The organism is Bradyrhizobium sp. USDA 3397 (assembly GCF_054060965.1).
This window is the reverse complement of the sequence record NZ_JBSSDS010000001.1, coordinates 2,655,894-2,672,755: the sequence shown is the minus strand read 5'-3', so window position 1 is coordinate 2,672,755 and position 16,862 is coordinate 2,655,894. Positions and strand designations below refer to the sequence as shown.

The window sequence follows — 16,862 nt, the reverse complement described above, 5'->3', positions numbered from 1 at the left end:
TACATGTCAGTTCAAAGTACGAGAGGTTCCGCCAAAACGGTGGCGTTCATCCATACGGTTTCCGGCGTCGTTTCCGAGTTCGAGGGCCTCGCCAAAAAACATTTGCCCGATTGGAAGCCGTTCGCGATCCTCGACGAGAGCCTCTTGAGAAACACCATTGAGTGCGGGTCGCTCTCCGATCTGACGAAACGGAGGCTCGCGACCTACGTATGGTCGGCAGCCGACGCCGGGGCAGATGCGGTTGTCGTCACATGCTCGACTCTCGGACCGGCAGTCGATGCCATTGTGGCGCTCTGCCCTGTGCCGCTGTTCCGTATTGATGAAGGTATGGCCAAAGCCGCTGTAGAGCTTGGAAACCGCATAGGCGTCCTAGCGACCTTATCCACAACGCTGGTGCCGACAGTGGATTTGCTGAAGCGCCAGGCATGCGAGGCGGGCAAGGCGATAGCGATCGACCATGTGCTTGTTGAGGGAGCGTTTCAACTCCTCGCCGATGGGGACGTCGAAGCCCATGACGCGCAGATCCGTCAAGCTCTCGAAGGGCTGTCGCAGAAGGTTGATGTGGTCGTTTTTGCGCAGGCCTCGATGGCTCGTGCAGTGCGGGGCACGGCCCACAGTCTTCCAGTTCTGACAAGCCCCGTGCTTGGGGTTGAAAACGTGAAACGGCGTTTAGAGCAGCGATAGGGACCAGGTGGGAGAGGCTGCAAATGGTTCGCCATCCTCGAAAACCTTCGATTGCAGCACCTGTAACAAGACTGATTAGGACATGCCAAAGGCCCCTTCGTCGCGCTCATCAAAGGCGACGACATTGGCGTCGACGTTCCGATGCCGCTATTTCGCGTCGCCGACCATCGCGACGCAAACGGGAGTTTCTAAACGCCGTCGAGTGCGATCCAGCGGGCGAGCAGTCGCGCCGCCCCTGCGCCGAACTGGGAGTCGATAGCGCTTGAGCAGCTCGTATCAATCAAGCGCTCAAAAACCCGAGCATCTTGCGAAGTTCTAGATGATTTCAGCACATTCTGTTGCGCGCACGATGCGATGAAGGGTTGATCGGAACTTTGCTTCCGCATTCCTGGCAGCCGAGGTTCGGTGGAACATGTCACCCCACGTCGAGCGCATTCACAGCGATGAGCGTCTTCCCGCCGAGGCGGACGTCGTCATCGTCGGCGGCGGCATTCTCGGCTCTACGGCCGCCTATTACCTGGCAAAGCGCGGCCTCTCCGTGGCGCTGCTCGAGAAGGGCCACGTCGCCTGTGAACAATCGAGCCGTAACTGGGGTTGGTGCCGCCAGCAGAACCGCGACCGGCGCGAACTGCCGCTCTCCGTGCTGTCCATGCGGCTGTGGGACGAGCTCACGCGCGATATTAATCGGGACCTCGGATTTCGTCGCTGCGGTCTCGTCTATGCGACCCACGACGAGGCTGTGCTCGCCGGCTGGGAAAAGTGGCGCGAGATCGCCAGGGAGTACGACGTCGACACGCGCGTGCTGAGCCGGGCGGAGGTGGCCGAACGCGTCCCGGAAGCGCGCGACAAATGGGTGGGCGGGACCTATTCGGAGCGGGACGGCAAGGCCGAACCTGCGCTCGCTGCGCCGGCTATCGCCGAAGCGGCCAGAACTCTGGGCGCCACAATCCACCAAGGATGCGCCGCGCGGGCGCTCGACTTGGCCAACGGCAAGATTGCTGGCGTGCACACGGAGAAGGGCTACATCAGAACCAGCGCGGTGCTGTGCGCCGCCGGCGCCTGGTCCTCGCGCTTCCTTCGGCCGCTCGGCATCAGTTTCCCCCAAGCGAGCATCCGGCAGACCGCGCTGCGTTCTACCCCGACAATCAACATAGGCGAGGCGGTCTCCACACCCTACTGCACCATCACGCGTCGACTGGACGGCAGCTATACGCTTGCGATCAGCGGCAAGGCGAACCTCGAGATTACGCCTCAGGCCATCAGGTATAGCCGGGAATTCATGCCGCAATTCTTGCGTCGCCTGAAGAACGTCAGGCTCGGCGTCGGCCACTCGTTCGTGTCGGGGCCGGATTCAATGTCGGCCCTGCTGACCAACGATGATCGGATCTTCGAACGGAATCGCGTGCTGGATCCTCCGCCCTTGAAATGGCTGGTGAGCCAAGTGGTGGAGAGTGTCCGGAAAACCTTCCCTCAACTCGGCGAAATCAAGATCGATAGCGCCTGGGGCGGCTTCGTCGATTGCACGCCGGACGCGGTGCCTGTGGTGTCGCAGGTGGATGGGGTGAAAGGCCTCGTCCTCGCGGCGGGCTGCTCGGGTCATGGTTTCGGTCTGGGCCCGGGGCTCGGCTATCTGGCCGCAGACCTTGTCGTCAACGACACGCCTTGCGTCGATCCTACACCGTTCCGGCTGTCGCGTCTGGTCGACGGCTCGAAGCTGGACATCTCCGCCATCTGAAGATCGAGCCGGAAGTCGGCAGTTCCGAAGGAACGTTTCCTCCCCAACTTGAGCCACTCCTTGGGGGTGGCTTTTTCTTTAGAAAGCGATTTGGATGATCCAGGGGCTTAGCCGAGGGCGCAGCGTTTGGGCCTGGACGAAAGTATCGCCAGCTCGCCGGACGGTGGTTCAAGAGCCGGGCGTCTCGTCCAGCGGACGAACGACCGCGTCGGAGTTCATGATATCAGCCGGATCAAAGGCGGTCTTGATCCGGCGCATTGCCGCGATGCGCCCAGGATCGCCGTACCGCTCCAGAAGGTGCTTCTTGAACCGCCCGACGCCGTGCTCCGCGCTGAACGTGCCGCCGAGCGCCGCGGCCGTGTCGTAGAGTTGCAGCGACAGGCTGCCTTCGATCCGCTTGGTGAACTCCAGCCGGTCGACATTGGGAGGAACGAGCACGTTGTAGTGCAGATTGCCGTCGCTGACATGGTCGTAGACGGACAGCTCAAGGTCGGCGTCATACGATCGCACCTGCGCGCCGGCCAGATCCAGGAAGCGCCGAATGGAGGAAAGCGGTACCGAGGTGTCGTGTTTTACTGATCCGCTCCGGCGCTTCTCCCCCTCGGGGATGGTCTCGCGGAGCCGCCACATCGCGGTCCGCTGCGATCCGCTCTGCGCCAGCAATGCGTCGTCGAGCCATCCGGCCTCGATCGCCTCGGCCAGCACGGCTTCCATCAATTCGTCGAGATCGAGATGGCGTGAGGAAGAGGCGAACTCGACGAGGACAGCGCCTGCTGGGCCGGCTCCAAGGCTGGGCGGATCGGTCATTGTATCGGTCGCAAGTGCGATCGATCGGGCCGCCATGAATTCGAATGCGGTCAGCAGATCCGCGGATTCGCGGCGGACCAGAGCGAGAAGCTCGGCAAGCGGCGCGCCGCTCGCGAGCTTCAGCCAGGCGGTCGCGCGGCGGGTCGGCAAGGGCGCGAGACGCAACACTGCGCCGGTGACGATGCCGAGCGTCCCCTCGCTTCCGACGAAACGCTGTTTGACGTCGTAGCCGGTGTTGTTCTTCCGCAGCTTGCGCATGTCGGAGACCACCGTGCCGTCCGCCAGCACCGCCTCGATTCCGAGCAGCAGATCGCGCGTCATCCCGTACCTGACCACCGACAGCCCGCCGGCATTGGTGCCGATGTTGCCGCCTATCCGGCAACTCCCTTCCGCGCCGAGACTGAGCGGCAGCAGAAGTCCGGCGGCCGCCGCGGCGTCCTGTATGAATGGAACGCGATCTTCCACCGAACCTAGCAATGTCAGCTGCGATGCGGAAGATTCCCCCGAAAGCGCTGGCGCATCTCGTCTATAGCTTGAACGAGATTGACGCTCCAACCGCATTGTCCTGGGGGCTCGTTGGAGTCGTCTTTCCCGATGCGTCGTTGGGGAGTGAGAGCGATCGGCTGCTTGCCACCATGCGGGCTCGTTCTCGAAGTGCGCTCGTCGCAGTTAAAGAATATCAACGCGCGGCTCCGGAACTTGGGCCACGCGCTGCGCGCGATTCCGCCGCAAACTTGCTCGCGACGGTGCTGTCCTCGGCGATCGCTAGAAGTTTGCGAGGATCCTGACATTTCACCGCCGATTAGCCCGCTCCTCCCATCACCTACTCGCTCGATACGGGCGGCGTGCTTATCATGTTTGCAAGCATTACTACGGTGCCCAGTACGGGGACAGTGTCAGCGCCATCACTGCGAGACTGTTGCGGAAGCCAGTCGTGCTGCAAGGCAGCAATTGAGATGGATGACATTGCCGGTCGGTCGCGTGTATGTTAACGCCCCACAGACCAATCAATTCGTATCGAAAAGCCTGAAGGGAGGTACTTGATGTCGACGGCCCTGCGCATCGCTCATGGTGCATTCGGCAGGGTCGCTCTGCTCGACATGGACCGGTCCCTGGTCCGTCACGCCCATCATCACTGCCATGTCCTGCTCAAGGTCGAGGGCGCCGACACGCATTTCCTGGTGGGCGAGCGGGTCTATCCGCTCATGGACTCGACGGCCGTGCTCGTCGACGGCTGGAAGCCGCACGCTTATGTGCATGACGTCAACCGGCCGCGAACCCTGATCTTAGCGCTCTACATCGAGCCCGAATGGCTAAAGGAGTTCCGGCCGGGTTGGGCCGCCAGCGGTGCGCCCGGTTTCTTCGAGCAACCGTCGGGCGAGGTTTCTCCGCGCATCCGCCAGCTCGCGTTGCACCTTGCTGCCGATATGATGGCGCATCCGGACGCGCTGCATGCCCATGAGCAGATGCTGTCGAATCTCATGATCGCGGTGATCGAGCGCTTCACGCCTTGGCGCAGCTTTCCAAACTCGATCCGCGGCATGAGCGCCGTGAGTTGCGACTGGCGGATCCGGCGCGCGATGGATGCCATGCGGAGCAGGGATTCTTACGCCAACGTTGATCAGTTCGTGAGGGGCGCAGGCCTCTCGCGCGCGCAGTTCTTCCGCCTGTTCGAGACCTCGCTCGGAGTCTCGCCAAAAATCTATCTCAATGTAGTGCGCATGGAACGGGCGCTGGATGCGGTGATGCGCGAGGACACCCCGCTCGGGGAACTCAGCGAGCGCTTCGGTTTTCCGGAGCCGGCGCACTTCACGCGCTTCTTCCGCGATCATTCCGGCGTCAGCCCGCGCGAATTCCGCAACGTCTCGCGTCTTGCGGGCTGATATTGCGGCGCACCTGCCTTTCAAATGAGACGATTTGGTAAGTCGTGAGAGCGGGCGGTATGGCGCCCGCACCCCTCCTCCTGACAACTGTCGGCGTCGCGTCGAAGAACGCGTCGGGAGGTATGCCGGGACATGGCGCAGGCCGCGGTCCGAACCGCAACATCGATCGATCAGGGCAAGGGTGACGAGCGGCCGTGGGTCGGGCGTTCGATCGAACGCGTCGAGGATGCCGCGCTGCTGAGCGGTCGCGGCCGCTTCATCGACGATCTCGGCGTTCAACCGGGCACGCTGCACGCCGCGATCCTGCGTTCGCCACATGCGCATGCCGATATCCTCGCAATCGATACCGAAGCAGCAATGCGATTGCCTGGCGTTGCGGTCGTTCTGACCGGCAGGCAGGTCAAGGCCGTGACGTCGAGCCTCGTCGTGGGCGTGAAAGCGCCCGTCGAGTGCTGGCCGATCGCGATCGACCGCGTACGCTATGTCGGCGAGCCGGTGGCGGTTGTGGTGGCGACCGACCGCGCCCGCGCCGAGGACGCCCTCGAGCTGATCTCCGTGGAGTACCGCCCGCGGGCCGTCATCGTCGATCCGCTCGGCGCACTTGCGCCGGAGGCTCCCCTCCTGCACGACGGCTTTCCGAGAAATCTCGCAAGCGATCGCACGTTCCGCTACGGAAATCCCGAGCAAGCTTTCGCGGACGTTCCTCACCGTTTCTCGATCGACGTCAAATATCCGCGCAACTCCTGCACGCCGCTCGAGACTTACGGCGTCATCGCCTCGCACGATGCCGCCGAAGATGCCTTCGATATCCTGGCCAATTTCCAGGGGCCGTTCAGCATCCACACCGTGATCGCGCGCGCCTTGAAAGTTCCGGGCAACCGGCTCCGACTTCGCACGCCGCCGGATTCCGGCGGCAGTTTCGGCGTCAAGCAGGGCGTTTTTTCGTACATCGTGCTGATCGCAGCAGCGGCTCGCGTCGCGGGCCGACCGGTCAAGTGGATCGAGGATCGGCTCGAGCACCTCACCGCATCGGTATCCGCGACCAACCGGGCCGTGACCCTGTCGGCGGCCGTTGCCGTCGATGGCAGAATTCTCGCGCTCGATTGGGATCAGGTCGAGGATTGCGGCGCGCATCTGCGCGCGCCCGAGCCGGCGACCCTCTATCGCATGCACGGCAATATGACGGGGGCTTACGACATCCGCCACGTCAGGATCCACAACCGCGTGGTCGTCACCAACAAGACGCCAACCGGGCTCAACCGCGGGTTTGGTGGGCCGCAGGTCTACTTTGCGCTGGAGCGCTTGGTGCAGCGAATCGCGATCGGCCTCGATCTTGATCCGCTCGAGGTCATCAGGCGCAATCTGGTTCCGGCCAACGCCTTCCCTTATCGCACGGCAACCGGTGCGCTGCTGGATTCCGGCAACTATCAGGAGGCGATTGCGAGCGCTGTCGAGCAGGGACAACTCGCGGAGCTCAGGGCGCGGCGCGATGAAGCGCGCGCGCACGGGCGTCTCTATGGGATCGGATTCACTGCGGTTGTCGAGCCCAGCGTGTCCAACATGGGCTATATCACGACCGTGCTGACGGCGGCCGAGCGCCGCAAGGCGGGGCCGAAGAACGGCGCGCAGGCCACCGCGACCGTCGGCCTCGATCCCGTCGGCAGCGTCACCGTTCACGTCGCCTCCGTGCCGCAGGGGCAGGGCCATCGCACCGTGCTGTCGCAAGTCGTCGCCGACGTCTTCGGCCTCGAGCCAAAGGACGTCCGGGTCAACGCCGAGATCGACACCACCAAGGACGCTTGGTCGATCGCGTCCGGCAACTATGCCAGCCGTTTCGCCGCGGCGGTGGCCGGCACCGCCAAACTGGCGGCCGAGCGCGTGGCGGGCCGTCTCGCCCGCATCGCCGCCAGTCAGCTCAATGTCGAACCGGCGGACATCGTGTTCGCCAAAGGCTTCATCGCGTCCCGGCATAATCCGGAAAACCGGATCGCATTTTCACGAGTCGCTGCACTCGGCCATTGGTCGCCGGGCTCGCTTCCGGACGACGTCGGTCAAACCATTCGCGAGACCATGTTCTGGACGCCGCCGGAACTGACGTCGCCCGACGACGAGGATCGCATCAACTCGTCGCTGTGCCACGGCTTCATCTTCGATTTCTGCGGCGTCGAGATCGATCGCACCACTCTTGAAACCCGCATCGACCGCTACGTCACCATGCATGATTGCGGCACGATCTTGCATCCCGGCATGGTGGACGGGCAGATCCGCGGCGGCTTCGCGCAGGCCCTGGGCGCGGCGCTCTATGAGGAATATGCCTACGCCGATGATGGCAGCTTCCTGATGGGAACGCTGGCCGACTATCTGCTGCCGACCACCACCGAGGTGCCGGAGCCGCAGATCATCCACATGGAGACGCCGTCGCCCTTTACTCCGCTCGGTGCAAAGGGCGTCGGCGAAGGCAATTGCATGTCGACGCCGGTCTGCGTCGCCAACGCGGTCGCAGACGCGCTTGGGCTCGCCGATGTCACGCTGCCGCTGGTGCCGGCAAGGCTTGCCGAGCTGGTGCGCGGCGCCGAGCCGCCGCCGCCGTCGGGGCGGTCGACGGCGAGGCCTGCGCGGCAGGGAGACCGGCGGCTTCGCGGAGAGGGCCTGGCCTTCGTGAAGGGCGCGCCGGAGCAGGTCTGGGCCATGCTGCTCGATCCGGCGACTCTGCAATCGGTCATTCCAGGCTGTCAGCGCGTCGACAAGATTTCCGAGACGCATTTCCGCGCCGACGTGACGCTTGGCATCGGACCTGTCACCGGGCGCTATCGCGCCGACGTCGAGCTGTTCGATCCCGACCCACCGCACGCGGTGACATTGCGCGGAGCGGCCCACGGTGCGCTCGGCTTCGGCAGCGCGCAAGGACGCATTACGCTCGCGCCCGACGGCAAGGGCGGCACGCACCTGACCTACAGCTATGACGCCGCCATCGGCGGCAAGGTGGCGAGCATCGGCGGCCGCCTGCTGGATGGTGCTACGCGGGCAATTATCGGGCAGTTCTTCGCGGCATTGGCCCGCAAGGCCGGCGGCGGGGCGGCCGGCCGCTTCTCCCGGTTCTCATGGCTGACGAAACTCGCAGGCCTGTTCGGAGGGCGCCGATGAAGCCCGCCGCGTTCGACTATGTCCGCGCCGAAACCGCTGACGAAGTCCTTTCCGGACTAGCGCAGGAAGGCGGCAATGCGCGTGTTCTGGCCGGCGGCCAGTCGCTGATGGCGATGCTCAATATGCGTCTCGCCAAGCCAAAGCGGGTGATCGATATCATGCGCCTCAACGAACTCCGTCATATCGAGCGGAAGGCGGGCGCCGTCGTCGTCGGCGCCGGCGTGCGCCAGGCCGAACTGTTGGCCTGGCCCGATCTCGCCGAGGTCCTGCCACTCGTGGCACTCGCGCTGCCATGGGTCGGGCACGAGCAGACCCGCAGTCGCGGCACGATCTGCGGTTCGCTCGCCCACGCCGATCCCAGCGCCGAGATGCCGCTCGCGTTGATCGCGCTCGGCGGCGAGGTGCATCTGCGCAGCGCCAAGCGGCGGCGGCATGTGGCGGCAAAGGACTTTTTCGCCGGCATGATGCTGACCGCGCGCGCGGATGACGAACTGATCGAAGGTATATCTCTGCCGATTATCCGCCAAGCGCGCTTTGCGTTTCGAGAGGTCGCGCGGCGGCACGGCGATTTCGCCATCGTTGCCTGCGCGGCGATGACGACGCCTGCAGGCATCCGCTTCGCCGTGGGGGGCGTTGCGGACGTCCCGACCGCGCGTGACTGGCCGCGACTCGAGGGCAGCGCGCTCGACGACGCCCTCAACGGATTTGCCTACGAACTCGATGCCCGCGACGACATCCACGCAACCGCGCGCTATCGCCGTGACCTGGTGCGGATGATCGGCCGCGAGCTGATCGGCGAGGTGCTGCAATGACCCGGCTAGTCGCTAATGCCCGCCATCCCGTCTCCATCACGCTAAACGGCAAGCCCGTCGAAGGGGAAGCCGAGCCGCGCATGCTGCTCTCCGACTTCCTGCGCCATGAGCTCGGTGCGACAGGCACTCATGTCGGCTGCGAGCACGGTGTCTGCGGCGCCTGCACCATCGTCGTCGACGAAATGCTCACGCGTGCCTGCCTCGCCCTCGCGGTGCAGGTCGATGGCTGCGATATCGGGACGGTCGAAGGGCTCGCGCCCTCGCCTGACCGGCTCGGCGTGCTGCAAAGCGCCTTCCGGCGCAACCATGCGCTCCAGTGCGGCTTCTGCACTGCCGGAATCCTGATGTCGCTGGACCACTATCTGAGTCGGCACAAGGCGCCGACCGAGGACGGTATTCGCGATCTCCTGAGCGGCCATCTGTGCCGTTGCACCGGCTACACCCCGATCATTCAGGCGGCCTTGGAAGCGGCCGCGGAGCTTGCCACCGTCACGGAAGAGACCCCAGATGCTTGATCTCGGCAGCAGCTTCGTTGCCAGCGCGTCGCGCGATCCCAACGCCATTGCGCTCGTGGATGGCGATCTCCGTCTCACTTATCGGCAATGGTACGAGAAGATCTCGGTGCTGGTGGCATCGTTCGACCAAGTCGGGCTGAAGCCGGGAGATCACGTCATCACCCTGCTGCAGAACCGCTGGGAGGCGGCCACGCTGCATTGGGCCTGCCAGTTCGCGGGAATCGTCATCACGCCGATCAACTGGCGGGCCAAAGCCGACGAGCTGGATTTTTGCATCGAGAACTCGGAGGCGTCCGCCCTTTTCTACCAGGACGTCTCCGCGGAGGCCGTCAGGCAATCGTCGCGCGCCGGCCAATTGCGGCGTTTCCCGGTCGATCCTGGGACAGGCGAGGCGTTCAGCTTTGCCGAGATGATCGAGGGCAGCGCGCCCGACGCCGAGCCGCGCGTGGGCGCCGACGCCTGGTCGATCATGCTCTATACCTCGGGAACGACCTCGCGGCCGAAGGGCGTGCCGCGGCGGCATCGCGCGGAACGGGCCGCGGCGATCGCCCATGTCGCGCAAAACCTTTATGGCCGCGGCGAGCGCACCCTTGGCGTGATGCCGCTCTATCACACGATGGGGGTTCGCTCGCTGCTTGCGATGTCGCTGATCGGCGGTACCTTCATCTGCCTGCCGCGCTATGACAGCCGCCAGGCGTTGGCGTTGATCGAAAAGGAGATGGTCAGCAACCTCTATCTGGTGCCGACTCTTTATCACGAACTCGTCCACCACGAGGCGTTTGGCGCCACCGACGTGTCGAGCGTACGCAGGCTTGGCTTCGCCGGCGCCTCAATGACCGACGGATTGCTGAAAAAGCTAAACGAGACGTTCAGGCCGGAACTGTTCGTCAATCATTACGGCAGTTCGGAGATCTATACCTTTACGATCGACCAGAATGCGCCGGCAAAACCCGGCTCTGCCGGCAAGGCGGGCATCAATCAACATATCAAGGTGGTGCGGATCGACGCGCGCTCGGTCGCGGAGCTTGCCGCAGTCGGCGAGGAGGGCGAGATCATCGCATTGCTCGCTACCGATGAGGCGTTCGAAGGTTATTGGCGGCGATCCGAGGCCGACGCCAAGGCGCTCCGCGAGGGCTGGTACTTCACCGGCGACACCGGCTTCGTCGATCCGGACGGCGATCTCCACGTCACCGGCCGTGTCGACGACATGATCATCACCGGCGGCGAGAACGTCTCGCCGGTCGAGATCGAAAGCTGTCTGTCGCTACATCCCGCCGTGTCCGAGGTCGCAGTGGCCGGCATTGCCGACGAGAAATGGGGCAAGATCGTCGCCGCCTTCGTCAAGCGTAACAAGCCCGTATCCGAGGCCGAGCTGGAGCAGTTCTGCCGCACCTCCGGGCTCGCCAATTTCAAGCGGCCGCGCCGCTATGTCTTCGTCGACGGCATTCCGAAATCGCCGGTCGGCAAACTGCTGCGGCGGCTGCTCGTCGCCGGGGAATACGAGACCGAGCGCCTGCCGCCGCCAGGCACCGCCTGACCTCAATCACCAACAGAAGGAACCACAAATGTCGTCACCCTACACATTTTCCGATTCCCGCCTTGCCAAGCTGAACGGCTTCAAGGTCGAAATCGATGAGGCACATGAGCGCGCCGACATCATCCTTGTCCGCCCGCCGTATAACATCGTGGCGATGCCGCAGCGCGATCAGCTCCGGCTGAGCTTCGAGACGCTCGATGAGGATACGCGCGTGCGCATCATCGTGCTGCGGTCGGAGGGAGAGCATTTCTCCAGCGGCGGCAATATCGGTGGTTTCATGGAGGCAAGTCCCGAACATGTCTCCAAACTCGCCTGGAATATCGCTGCACCGGCGCGTTGCGCCAAGCCAGTGATCGTCGCCAACCGCGGTTACTGCTTCGGTGTCGGCTTCGAACTCTCGCTCGCCTGCGATTTCCGGATTGCGTCGGAGACCACGCAGTATGCGCTACCGGAGCAGAAGCTCGGGCAAATTCCGGGATCGGGCGGTTCGGCGCGGCTGCAGAAGATGGTCGGCATCACCCGCACCAAGGACATCGTGATGCGATCCAAGCGCATCTCGGCGAAGCAGGCGCTGGAGTGGGGCATCGCAACTGAATGCGTGCCGGATGCGGAACTGGAGAAGGCTACCGACAGTTTGGTGGACGAGCTTCGCACGTTCTCGCCACTGGCGCAGCGGACTGCGAAGAAGCTCCTGAACGACACCGAGGATTCGACGCTGGCCATTGCGATCGAGCTCGAGGGGCACTGCTACAGCCGCCTACGCCAGTCGGACGACTTCAAGGAAGGCGTTGAAGCCTTCAACGCGAAACGTCCCCCGAAATTCATCGGCAGTTGAACCGTTCCGGCGCGTGGTGGCTAGCCACCGCGCGTCGTTTCCGGCGGAAATTTTCATAAACAAGACCATAGAGGGAGCGAATATGAATCCGTTTAGCATTTTAGCCGCTGCGAGCGCGCTGCTCGCCGCCACCGCGCTTTCGAATGCCGCACTGGCGCAGGCTGGACCGCTCAAGATCGGCGTGGTCACCCCTTTGTCCGGCACGTATACGCCTATTGGGCAGCAGGTCCGCTGGGGACTGGAGCTGGCTGCCAAGGATATCAACGCGGCAGGCGGAATTGCAGGACGGCAGATCACCCTGATCTTCGAGGACGAGGAAGCCAATCCGGCCGTTGCCGTTCAGAAGGCCGAGAAGCTGTTCCAGGTCGAGAAGGTGGACTTTCTCACCGGCACGGTGAATTCGGGGTCGACGCTCGCCGTCGCGCAGCTCGCAGAGCGTAACAACAGGCTTGCCGCTACGACTGTCTCCTTCGCCGACTCGATTACCGGCGACAAATGTTCGCCGAACATGTTTCGCGTGAACGCCCGCGCCGAGCAGCAGTCGGTCGCGCTCGCCGCCTGGCTTGAGAAGGAGAAGCCGAAGTCGAAGGTATTCTATCTCGGGCCCGATTACGAAATGGGTCGCTCCACCGTCGCCGCCTTCAAGGTCAACGCCGAAAAGAGCGGCGCCCAGTCGATGGGCGAGGTGTTCGCGCCACTCGATTCCAAGGATTACACGCAGTATTTCGGCCAGATCCGGGCTGCCCGCCCGCAGGTCGTCTATACCTCGGTTGCGGGGAACGACACGGTGCGACTGCTGACCCAGTTGCAGGATTTCGGCATGCTGTCGAACCTGACAGTCGTTGGCGCCTCAGGCACCGTGACCTCTCAGAACATCGGCGCGATCGGGGCCGCGGCGGAGGGCTTCGCCACCGGTGTGGGTTATTCAACTCAGATTGATACGCCCGAGAACAAGAAATTCGTCGAGGCGTTCCGCGCCGCCAACAAGGCCGACCCTGACCTCTACGGCGCCGACAGTTACGGCGTCCTCTTTGCCTACAAAGCGTCGGTCGAGAAGGCGGGCTCAACCGAAACCGACAAGGTACGCGATGCGTTGAGGGGACTGACCTGGAAGACGCCGCAGGGCGACAAGACGATCAGGGCCGGCGACCATCAGGCAATGCAGCCGATGTATGTGGTGCGCGTAAGCAAGGGCAAATTCGACATCGTCACGAGTGTGGCTGCGGATAAGGCGATCGGACCCGACGCCTGCACACGATTCTGAACCAAGGGAAACGTCCGCGTTCTCTCCCGTGAGTCCGGGCGAGCGCGGGCGGAGCATGATCTCTGGAGACGACGTCCATGTCACCGATAGACTATCTGCAATTTGTGTTGGCACCGCAGATCCTGAACGGGCTGACGCTCGGCGTTGCTGTTGTTCTTGTTGCGCTGGGGCTCACCATCATTTTCGGTATGCTGGACGTCATCAACATGAGCCACGGCGAATTCTATGCAGTGGGAGCCTATGCAGCGGTGGCGCTTGGAGCCGCGGGCGTCGGTTTCTGGTTTCTGCTGGTCTTGGTGCCGATCTTGATGATTCCCCTCGGTATGGTGGCAGAGCGGCTGTTGATCCGTCCGGTCTTCGACTCGAAGGACCGCCACGTCACCACGCTGCTCGTTACCTTTGGCCTGGGCCTCGTTGTCGAGGATGGGCTGAAAGTGATCTTTGGTGCGAACACGCAGCGCCCGCCGACACCCATTCCGGGCGCAACGGAATGGTTCGGAATTCTCGTGCCAAGCTACCGTCTCTTCCTTCTCGCGGTGGGAGCAGCGATCATCGGCGGCGTCGCCTATGTTGTGTACCGCACGCGCCTCGGCGCCATGGTCCGTGCAGCTGCCTTCGATCGCCATATGGCGGCCTCGCTGGGGGTGCCGGTCTCGGTCGTGTATGCGGGAACCTTCGCGTTCGGCGTAGCGCTCGCGGGGCTCGCCGGCGTGCTGCTCGCGCCAATCTATTCGGTCTTTCCCACCATGGGGCGGGACTTCATCCTGCTTGCCTTCAGCGTCGTCATCGTCGGCGGCATGGGCTCGATCTGGGGGTGTGTGTTTGCCGGGCTGCTGCTGACGCAGGTGCAGGCGCTCGCGAGCCTCGTTATTTCGCCGATATGGACGGATCCCATCGTGTTCGGGACGATGGTCGCCTTCCTCATGGTCCGCCCTCAAGGCCTGTTCGGGAGGCTCGGACATGCTTGATCGGCTCGCTGTCTCCATGCGTGCGAGCCATGTACTCGCGTTTCTGCTTCTCGCGGCGGCGTTGGGCCTCGCGGGCATTGGCGCTGCATTGGACGACAGTTTTTACCTCCGCCTCGGTACCGAAGCGCTGATCTTCGCTGGACTCGCTCTGTCAGTCGACCTTCTTCTCGGCTATTCGGGCGCGCTGTCGCTGGGGCAGGCGCTTTATTTTGGCATCGGCGCCTATGTTTCGGCCCTGACATTGATGACTGTTCCCTCGTTCTGGCTGGCCATGGCTGCCGCAGGTCTTGCGACGCTCGTTACCGCCACGATCGGCGGCCTGATCGCGAACCGGGTTCGCGGTGTCTATTTCGCCCTCATCACCTTTGGCATGGCGCAAGTCGTGGCCAAGATCGTCTACAACACGCGCGAACTGGGCGCTTCTGACGGCATGATCGGCATTCCCGTTGTCCAGATCCAATTCGGCCCTGTCGCGATCTCGGCTGGCAATCCGGTCGGGTTCTTTCTGATCGTGCTGGCCATCATCATGGGACTGTATGGACTGAGTGCCTATTTGCTGGAAACGCCCTTCGGCCGGGTGCTGATGGCCCTGAAAGCCAACGAGAGGCGAGTGCCCTTCCTTGGTTATTCGGTGTGGCGGGCGCGTATGGCGGTCTATATCTTCGCAGGACTCGTGGCCGGGCTGTCTGGCGCGCTCTATCCGGTGCTGCGGGGTTTTGTCTCGCCCGAGCTGATGTTCTTCGCCACTTCCGGGAACGCGGTGATCTCGGTGATCCTCGGGGGTGTCGGTACGCTCATCGGCGCGATCTACGGTGCGGTGCTGCTCGTCATCCTGAAATCGATCATCGGCAGCTGGACGGAGCATCATCTCATCGTCATCGGCCTGCTGTTCATGCTCTGCGTGATGTTCCTGCCGAAGGGGCTCGTCGGCTTCACAAGGCCCTGGATTGAACGCCGAATCGCCCGCGCGCCATCTCAGGAGGTCGCCGCGTCCGCGGTTTCCCCCGCGATCGTCAAATCCGGGAGCGTGTCATGATCCCGCATGTCCTCGACGTTCGTGGTCTCGGCATCTCATTCGGCGGCCTCAAGGCGGTCGACGATGTGAGCTTTTCCGTCGAGCGCCATCGCATTACCACGATCATCGGTCCCAACGGTGCCGGCAAATCCACCTTGTTCAACCTGATCAGTGGCGCCCTGAGGCCCAGAAGCGGAAAGGTCATGATCGACGGCGTCGAGATGACACGGGATTCTGCCGAGCAGAAGAAGGCCGCAGGTCTTTCCCGCTCGTTCCAGATCACCAACCTCTTCTTCGAGTTGACCGTTGCGGAAAACCTGCGGCTCGCGGCGCAGCTGCTCGAACCGCCATCGCGCGCCTTGTTGCCAATCCGCCGTTCGCGCCGCGCCATGGAGAAGACCGAGCAAATGCTCGAGCGCTTCGCGCTGGCGCATCGCCGCGACGAACTCGCCGGCAATCTCTCGCACGGGGATCAGCGCCGGCTGGAAATAGCAGTCTGTCTCGCATCCGAACCCAAGATCTTGCTGCTCGACGAGCCGACACAGGGCATGAGCCATGCCGATACGCGGGACACGGCGGTCCTTGTGCGCAGCCTGACCGAGGACGTGACCGTTCTGCTCATCGAGCACGATATCGGTCTTGTGATGAGCCTGTCGGACCATGTTGTCGTCATGCACCAGGGTCGCAAGCTGGCCGAAGGTCCTCCAAACGTAGTGCGATCTGATCCGGCCGTTCAGGCCGCCTATTTCGGGCATCGCTGACATGCTAGACATTCGCGGATTGCACTCCCACTACGGTCTCAGTCACATCATTCAGGGCATCGATCTCGACGCTAGGGCCGGTGAAGTCATCGGCATCTTTGGGCGCAACGGCGTCGGAAAGACGACATTGCTCAAAACTATCGCCGGTTGGGTGACAGCGAGTGCCGGCACGGTCACGCTCGCTGAGCGCGGACTTTGCGGCCTTTCACCCGATCGCGTCTGTCATGCTGGCGTCGGCTTTGTGCCGGAGGATCGCCGCATCTTTCCAGGGTTGACTGTTGAGGAAAATCTGTCGCTGGGTTTGCTGCAGGTGAGGGGGCGTTCGAGACAGCAGGAGCACCGTGCGATTGATGCGATTTACGGTCGCTTTCCGCGACTGGGCGAGCGACGGCATCAGCTCGGCACGACACTATCCGGCGGCGAACAACAGATGCTGGCAATGGCGCGGGTCATGGTCGGTGAGCCACGTCTCGTGTTGATCGACGAACCAAGCGAAGGCCTGGCGCCAATGATTGTTGCAGAAGTCTTCGCAATCGTGCGGGAACTGCGCGATCGGGGGGCAATCGTGTTGCTGGTCGAGCAAAACGTACATGAGGCCCTGTCGGTCGCCGACCGCTTCCATGTGGTCGAACGCGGAAAGATCGTATTCAGCGGCGAGGCAGGCGTCGAGACCGATTGCACCCGGCTGATGCAGCTAATCGCGGTATGAGGACGATACCAAACTGATCACCACCAACTCCCGTCGCAAAAGAGGAGCATAGTGGATGAAGTCGCCCCCGGATGAATTGAGTTAAGTGGAAGGACGTCTGTTTCGGGCGCTTTCGAACGTTCATGATGGTCAGACGGCGTTTGACGACACTCCTCGCGCGTAGGCTCAAACAAGCTTCACCACCTGGAGATAT

Annotated in this window: 14 protein-coding genes; 13 read left to right on the top strand and 1 reads right to left on the bottom strand. The window is 63.2% G+C overall.

Going from position 1 to position 16,862, the window contains the following annotated elements:
• Positions 1–3: 3 nt before the first annotated feature.
• Both ACVWYQ_RS12730 and ACVWYQ_RS12725 read left to right on the top strand, forming a co-directional pair.
• A complete protein-coding gene (locus ACVWYQ_RS12730) occupies positions 4–684 on the top strand; it encodes an aspartate/glutamate racemase family protein (RefSeq protein ID WP_271543961.1) in 681 nt (226 codons plus the stop codon).
• A gap of 412 nt (positions 685–1,096) precedes the next feature.
• A complete protein-coding gene (locus ACVWYQ_RS12725) occupies positions 1,097–2,419 on the top strand; it encodes an NAD(P)/FAD-dependent oxidoreductase (RefSeq protein WP_404539102.1) in 1,323 nt (440 codons plus the stop codon).
• A gap of 168 nt (positions 2,420–2,587) precedes the next feature.
• On the opposite strand, the gene ACVWYQ_RS12720 is transcribed toward ACVWYQ_RS12725, so the two are convergent.
• Positions 2,588–3,787 (bottom strand): FAD-binding oxidoreductase, encoded by a 1,200-nt coding sequence (locus ACVWYQ_RS12720; RefSeq protein ID WP_456725673.1) that lies wholly within the window; start codon positions 3,785–3,787, stop codon positions 2,588–2,590.
• Between the two features lie 482 nt (positions 3,788–4,269).
• Between ACVWYQ_RS12720 and ACVWYQ_RS12715 the strand changes: the two genes are divergently transcribed.
• The 11 genes from ACVWYQ_RS12715 to ACVWYQ_RS12665 all read left to right on the top strand — a co-directional run bounded on the left by ACVWYQ_RS12715 (position 4,270) and on the right by ACVWYQ_RS12665 (position 16,669).
• Positions 4,270–5,109 (top strand): helix-turn-helix transcriptional regulator, encoded by an 840-nt coding sequence (locus tag ACVWYQ_RS12715; protein ID WP_271543967.1) that lies wholly within the window; start codon positions 4,270–4,272, stop codon positions 5,107–5,109.
• 132 nt (positions 5,110–5,241) lie between these two features.
• Positions 5,242–8,253: a xanthine dehydrogenase family protein molybdopterin-binding subunit gene (locus ACVWYQ_RS12710; protein WP_404539109.1), complete on the top strand. Its 3,012-nt coding sequence runs from the start codon at positions 5,242–5,244 to the stop codon at positions 8,251–8,253.
• Positions 8,250–9,065 carry an FAD binding domain-containing protein gene (locus tag ACVWYQ_RS12705; protein WP_271543971.1) on the top strand — a complete coding sequence of 272 codons (816 nt, stop codon included), beginning with the start codon at positions 8,250–8,252 and terminating at the stop codon, positions 9,063–9,065. Before ACVWYQ_RS12710 ends, ACVWYQ_RS12705 begins: the two co-directional genes overlap by 4 nt.
• A complete protein-coding gene (locus ACVWYQ_RS12700) occupies positions 9,062–9,580 on the top strand; it encodes a (2Fe-2S)-binding protein (protein ID WP_404539112.1) in 519 nt (172 codons plus the stop codon). Before ACVWYQ_RS12705 ends, ACVWYQ_RS12700 begins: the two co-directional genes overlap by 4 nt.
• The gene (locus ACVWYQ_RS12695) at positions 9,573–11,117 is read left to right on the top strand and encodes an AMP-binding protein (RefSeq protein ID WP_404539115.1); all 1,545 of its coding nucleotides are present in this window, start codon (positions 9,573–9,575) and stop codon (positions 11,115–11,117) included. The genes ACVWYQ_RS12700 and ACVWYQ_RS12695 overlap by 8 nt, the downstream gene beginning before the upstream one ends.
• A 28-nt stretch (positions 11,118–11,145) precedes the next feature.
• Positions 11,146–11,952, top strand: coding sequence for an enoyl-CoA hydratase/isomerase family protein (locus ACVWYQ_RS12690; RefSeq protein ID WP_271543978.1), 807 nt, complete (start codon positions 11,146–11,148; stop codon positions 11,950–11,952).
• On the top strand, positions 11,906–13,216 hold the full coding sequence (locus ACVWYQ_RS12685) for an ABC transporter substrate-binding protein (RefSeq protein WP_404539118.1): 1,311 nt from the start codon (positions 11,906–11,908) through the stop codon (positions 13,214–13,216). The genes ACVWYQ_RS12690 and ACVWYQ_RS12685 overlap by 47 nt, the downstream gene beginning before the upstream one ends.
• 77 nt (positions 13,217–13,293) lie before the next feature.
• A complete protein-coding gene (locus ACVWYQ_RS12680) occupies positions 13,294–14,184 on the top strand; it encodes a branched-chain amino acid ABC transporter permease (RefSeq protein WP_271543981.1) in 891 nt (296 codons plus the stop codon).
• On the top strand, positions 14,177–15,220 hold the full coding sequence (locus tag ACVWYQ_RS12675; RefSeq protein ID WP_271543983.1) for a branched-chain amino acid ABC transporter permease: 1,044 nt from the start codon (positions 14,177–14,179) through the stop codon (positions 15,218–15,220). Before ACVWYQ_RS12680 ends, ACVWYQ_RS12675 begins: the two co-directional genes overlap by 8 nt.
• On the top strand, positions 15,217–15,960 hold the full coding sequence (locus ACVWYQ_RS12670) for an ABC transporter ATP-binding protein (protein ID WP_275511549.1): 744 nt from the start codon (positions 15,217–15,219) through the stop codon (positions 15,958–15,960). The genes ACVWYQ_RS12675 and ACVWYQ_RS12670 overlap by 4 nt, the downstream gene beginning before the upstream one ends.
• Position 15,961: 1 nt before the next feature.
• Positions 15,962–16,669, top strand: coding sequence for an ABC transporter ATP-binding protein (locus ACVWYQ_RS12665; protein ID WP_271543986.1), 708 nt, complete (start codon positions 15,962–15,964; stop codon positions 16,667–16,669).
• The last annotated feature ends 193 nt before the right edge of the window (positions 16,670–16,862 follow it).